At 36.2% G+C, this 5,774-nt stretch carries 2 protein-coding genes and 1 pseudogene; all 3 read left to right on the top strand.

Annotation, left to right across the window (positions count from 1 at the left end):
* Positions 1–194 precede the first annotated feature (194 nt).
* A complete protein-coding gene (locus DW657_RS15130) occupies positions 195–479 on the top strand; it encodes a hypothetical protein (protein ID WP_118313274.1) in 285 nt (94 codons plus the stop codon).
* A gap of 90 nt (positions 480–569) precedes the next feature.
* Positions 570–4,454, top strand: a complete 3,885-nt coding sequence (locus tag DW657_RS15125) for a two-component regulator propeller domain-containing protein (RefSeq protein ID WP_118313273.1) — start codon at positions 570–572, stop codon at positions 4,452–4,454.
* A gap of 113 nt (positions 4,455–4,567) precedes the next feature.
* Positions 4,568–5,774, top strand: a pseudogene (locus DW657_RS15115) (arabinogalactan endo-beta-1,4-galactanase); the annotation flags it as partial.

Genomic DNA, 5,774 nt, shown 5'->3' with positions numbered 1-5,774 from the left:
TGAACAGATGAAATACTATCCCGAACTCCTAGAAGAGTTAAGAATGGCATTGGATATGCTGGAACAGGAGGTTCTATCACCAGGAATGTTATCGGCAAAAAGGCAAATTATGAAGAAAATCAAGCGAAGCCTTGGAAATTTCGGGAAATAGTCGTAACTTTGCAAACGTAATATTCTAACAATATAATACATAAATGGATGGAGATACAACTGAACGATTATCACAAGAAAGTCAATGCCCAAAAGAAAAAGAGCATGGCTTATTGGCGAGAGCATCCGCTTTCGCTGGAGGAGTGCTTAGCTCAATTCAAGCGCTTGCGGGAACAACGGCTTGCAAGGGAGTCCAATTTGCAAGGTTAAAAGACTGGGCTAAGGAGAATGATTGCTGGATTGAAAATCCGGAATCATTAGGTGTGTTCTCTGAGCGAGGTTCAGAGAACGAGGTTTATATGGCCATTTTGAATTCGACTTTTTTGTGAATCTCCACACTTTTAAGAACAACTTTTTGCGCTTTTTCAAAAGAAACCGGTATCTTTGCTGCGCCATATTCATCAAAATATCAAATAATTATGAATAAAAGACTATTTATTATATTTAGCCTATTGTTTGGAATCTTAGCAAATGTAAAAGGTTCTAATCTGTTGTTTAAAAACGACATAAGCAATACTTGGAATAACTTTCACAATATAAAGTTACCTTTTGACGCTAATGTCGTCAATGCAATATTCCAAGATTCTAATGGTTTGATTTGGATTGGAACGAAAAGAGGACTAGTCAATTACAATGGTTATAACTATCACCTTTGTTATTTTGGCAAGAATATGCCTGATGAGAATACAGTACAAGCTATTGTACAATATGGTCATTATTTGTATATTGGAACTGATAATGGTATTCATAAATTGAATCTCCTTACTTGGAATTTTGAAGACACAGATCAAGATTTTTATAAGGTCAGTGCAGTAAGAGCATTGGCGGTTTTTAATGGTAAGTTATGGATTGGTACCCGTGACGACGGCTTGCTGTATTTTGACATACAGAAGGGTAAGCTTCACAAAATAGCTTCTAAAAACTTTCAGCATAAGATGGTTTATGCCTTATTGCCTGTTGCCGACAAGCTGTTTATTGGTTCGTATGGAGGACTCAACATTTATGACAAGACAAATCATCATCTCTATTCCGTAAACTTACCAGGAATGAAGGATCCGATAATAAACAGTCTTGCATGTGATAGAAGAAACAATTGTGTATGGATGGGAACAGACGGTAAACTGCTTAGCTATAAAATAAACAATCGCCATATAGAAACTGTTTGTGAACTGTCAGGTAGTTATTTAAAGAGCATTGTTTCAGATGTTGCTAACAATCGTTTATTAATAGGTACAGAAGCTGGAATGTTAGTGTATCAGATATCCACAAAGTCTCTTCAAGAAATAGAGCACGACGTCCATAATCCTCAATCTCTATGTAATAATTTTATTTCTCAACTCTATCAAGACAAGAATAACAACCTTTGGGTAGCTACTGACAATGGAATATCTATGGTTCAACAGAATCCATTAATGCAAGACGTAAAGTTGACTGACCTTGTAGATTCTAGAAATGGCAATCTCTTTACTTGTATATTGCAATGTTCCGACAAAGAATATTGGCTTGGTGGAGAGAATGGTTTACTCTATGTGTCTGAAGAACAAGCCATTTGGTATAGTACAAATAATGTATTATATAAATTGAACAATAATTATATACGAGCCATTTATCGTGACAGAAGTAGCCAAATCTGGATAGCCACAGATGGCGGTATAGCCAAGTTGAACAAACAGACTATGCAATTTGAGTATTATCAGTTAGGCAACAAACGTAATAATACCAATTGGATTTATGGCATTTATGAGGATACAAAACATAGGCTGTGGATAGCCACATATCTAAGCGGTCTTATCGTTGTGGATAAAACTAGTCTAGAAAACAGTCAATCACATTCTTACGCTTTGACGAACAAGAACTTTTTGGGATATGGACATATCAAATCTGTATATCAAATGATACCAGACCATGCTGGCAATATATGGGCTAACACCAATCTGGGGCTGATATGTGTAAACCCTTTAAAGAATGATTACAAATTGGCAAACATATACTTAGATAACTTTGCATGTGACGGAAACTATATTTGGTTTTCTGACCAAGGAGCTATCTATCAATATGATATAAAACGAAATAATAAGTATAAGATACCATATCAAGTATCTTATGGAAGTGCATATTCTTTTGTTTGCTCCTCTAAGTACATATGGGTGTCTTCTGTAGATGGCATTTTGTGCATAGACAAGAAAAATAAGAGTGTCACACCTTACCACGTAAATAACCCACATTTTAAGTGCGCCTTTTTTGATGGATACAACAATAGAATTATATTTGGAGGAGAAGACTTCCTTACATTATTGAGCATAAGTAGGTTTGGTGGTAAGCATCATACCAGAAGGACCTTTATCTCTGCCATTTCATGCGATTCTTTGTTTATTCCAGTATCAAACCTTTCACAACAAAAGGTTATAAAACTGAGTTCTTTCAAGAATATTTCCATCGAATTGGCTTCTTATGCTTATTCTGCACAGGGAGAAACCTTCTACTACAAATGGAATGATGAGGAATGGAAAAAAATGAAAACAGGCAATAATCTGCTTGAATATCCAGTTATGCTCAGTGGCAAAAACACCTTGCAACTGAGTATTACGGACCCCATGACAGATAAATATGCTACCATTTCAACTTACACATTAGATGTCCCTTACCCATGGTATTTTTCCACTTGGGCTTGGGGGATATATGTAATATTTCTATTGATGGTAGCATTCTGTCTTTTAAGAATTCAAAAGAAAAAGAGCGAAAAATTATTTGAGCGAAAAGCCAAGGAAAAGACCTTAGAATTGGCAAGGATGAAAATGGAGTTCTTTGTCAATGTTTCGCATGAACTGAAAACTCCTTTAAGTTTAGTTATTGCCCCTTTAGGAAAACTCTTGTCTGAGTGTACGAATGCTAAAATGCGAGATACCTTAAAAGGGATACAGCGCAATGCCCTAAAATTGAACAGTTTGATATATAAGATTATAGATGACAAGCAAACAGAATATGATACAGAGAATTCTGTTATTTGCTCTCATGTAGAACTAGTATCCTTATTAAATAACGGTATCTCAGCTTTTGCGCCAATAGCTAACGAGCGTAAGATAAAAATTGACTTTATTCATGACATACAAGAACTTTGGTTGAACGTAGATGTTGTGAAAATAGAATCCATATTTACAAACTTACTATCAAATGCCATTAAGCATGTGAATGATAATACTGGACATGTACGGGTCGAACTACAAGTAAAACAAGGCGAAATCTCTGTTTCTGTCATAGACAATGGTTGTGGTATCCCTGAAGCAGAACTACCTTTTATATTTATTAGACATTACCAAGGTAAAGAAGAAGATAAAAGTAAACATGGCACAGGGATTGGATTATTCCTGGTCAAGAAGTTTGTAGAATTACATCATGGGAAAGTGGTAGCAACAAACAGCAACAAGGGAGGTGCTGTTTTTACTGTAACTTTACCTTTAAAGGAAAATGCTATAAGAAAAGAGACTGTTCCCACGACTTCAGAACTAGAATTAGCAGAGAATGCACTGCCTAAGATTTTAATCATTGATGACAATAAAGAAGTCGTAGAATTCTTATGTTCTGCTTTTGAGGAAAAATACTTTTGTTTGAAAGCTTTCAATGGCAAAGAAGGGCTTGACATACTGAAAACTCAAAACGTAAACTTGATAGTTGTTGATCAAATGATGCCAATCATGAATGGCTTGGAATTTGTTCGGAATCTAAAGCATACTGCACAAATGGAAAACCTTCCTGTGATTATGCTAACAGCAAAAGATGACTTTGAAACAGAATTACAGAGCATCAAAGCAGGTGTAGATGTTTTCATTTCAAAGCCTTTCGACTTTAACAAATTAGTGCTTCAGGTGGCAAGATTATTGAAACAAGCTCAAAATGTTCGTAAAGCACAACATATCGAAACTATGTTAAAAGAACAGAGGTCTACAAAAGAGGAAACTTCCATAGAATCTTCAGACGAGTTGTTCATAAAAGAGTTATTGCAGATTATTGAAACGAATATGCAGAAGGAAGGTTTTAATGTTTCTATGCTTTCGGATATGATGAAGGTCGATCAAAAGCAGCTATATAGAAAAATCAAGCAATTGACAGGTAAGACACCTGTTGCATTCTTGCGTTCCACACGTTTAAAACGAGCTGCAGAACTGCTGAAACAAGACAGATTTTCAGTATCTGAAGTAATGTACATGGTGGGAATGTCCAATGCTTCTTACTTCACGAAATGTTTCACAAACGAATTTGGCATCGCTCCAAAACAGTTTGTGCAGGAACACAACGGACATGTTTAGGACAGATATGCGACATGTCCTTTTTGCATTAGTCTTTGTCTGATTTGGATTTGGTTTAATTTTCCCAATATGCTAATTTTGCAGCAGACTTCAATTTTAAACATAAAAATCGTATGAAACAGATTAAACTAATTGCGAATGCATTGCTAGGCATTGCATTCTGCTTGGCAGGAACATCTTGTCAAACGGATGCCATTTCGACACCAACCGTAACTTCTTTGAATGAAACCTTACCAGTAGGAAGCACCAGAACGACAGAATCTCTACCTTTCATAAAAGGAGCAGACTTGTCATACACCAATGAATTGGAGGATTGTGGTGTCCAGTTCACCGAAAATGGTGTTGCTAAGACTTCTTATGAGTTAATGAATTCTTATGGTGCAAATCTTGTACGTCTGAGATTATAGCATAACCCAACTTGGACTAAGTATTCAACATTGTCTGATGTAAAAAAGAGTATAAAAAGAGCAAAGGATTTAGGCATGTATGTCTTATTGGATTTCCATTATTCAGACACATGGACTGATCCTGAACAGAATGTTGTTCCTGCAGCTTGGGCTTCAGTTGTAAATAATACCACAGTTTTGTCAGACTCCGTATATAATTATACACTGTCAACATTGCAGACTCTTTTATCTGGAAATTTGTTGCCAAACATGGTGCAGATAGGCAATGAAACAAACAAAAACATCATGGTAGCAGACAACTCTTTGTTAGAGCCTGTGGATTATGAAAGAAATGTTCAACTGTTCAATGCAGGCTTAAAAGCAGTAGAAGATTTTAACAATGCAACTGGGAAATCTATAAAAACAGTTCTTCATGTTGCCATGAATCCAGGAGACGCCAACAATTGGGTTGCAAACTTAAAGGCTTTAGGTATTCACAGTTTTGATATGTTAGGCTTATCCTACTATCCTCAATGGCAATCTTATACTCCATCCGAACTGGGCGAGTTCACTTCTAAATTATATCAAACATATGGCATAAAACTTTTGGTGGCAGAGACTGGTCATATTTGGACCCGTGAATGGAATGATAATTGCCATAACTTAATGAGTAAAATGGCAACAGGGTATCCAGAAAAGCCTTGCCCTCAACTTCAAAAGGACTTTCTTGTTGAAGTAAAAGAAGCCGTACGCAATAATGGAGGAGCAGGCGTGATTGCTTGGGCACCAGAATGGGTTTCATCAACAAATGTTACCCTTTGGGGAGTTGGATCTAATTGGGAGAATGTCGCTTTCTTTGATTTCAATAATCAGCTACTTAACCATGGTGGCATAGAATTCTATTCTGCCTTAATTCCGCAACACTATAATTTAA

Source organism: Prevotella sp. AM23-5, from assembly GCF_003473645.1.
In the GTDB taxonomy this organism is placed as follows: Bacteria; Bacteroidota; Bacteroidia; order Bacteroidales; family Bacteroidaceae; genus Prevotella; species Prevotella copri_A.
Note: the sequence above shows the minus strand (reverse complement) of the source record. Positions and strands in the feature narration are given on the sequence as shown.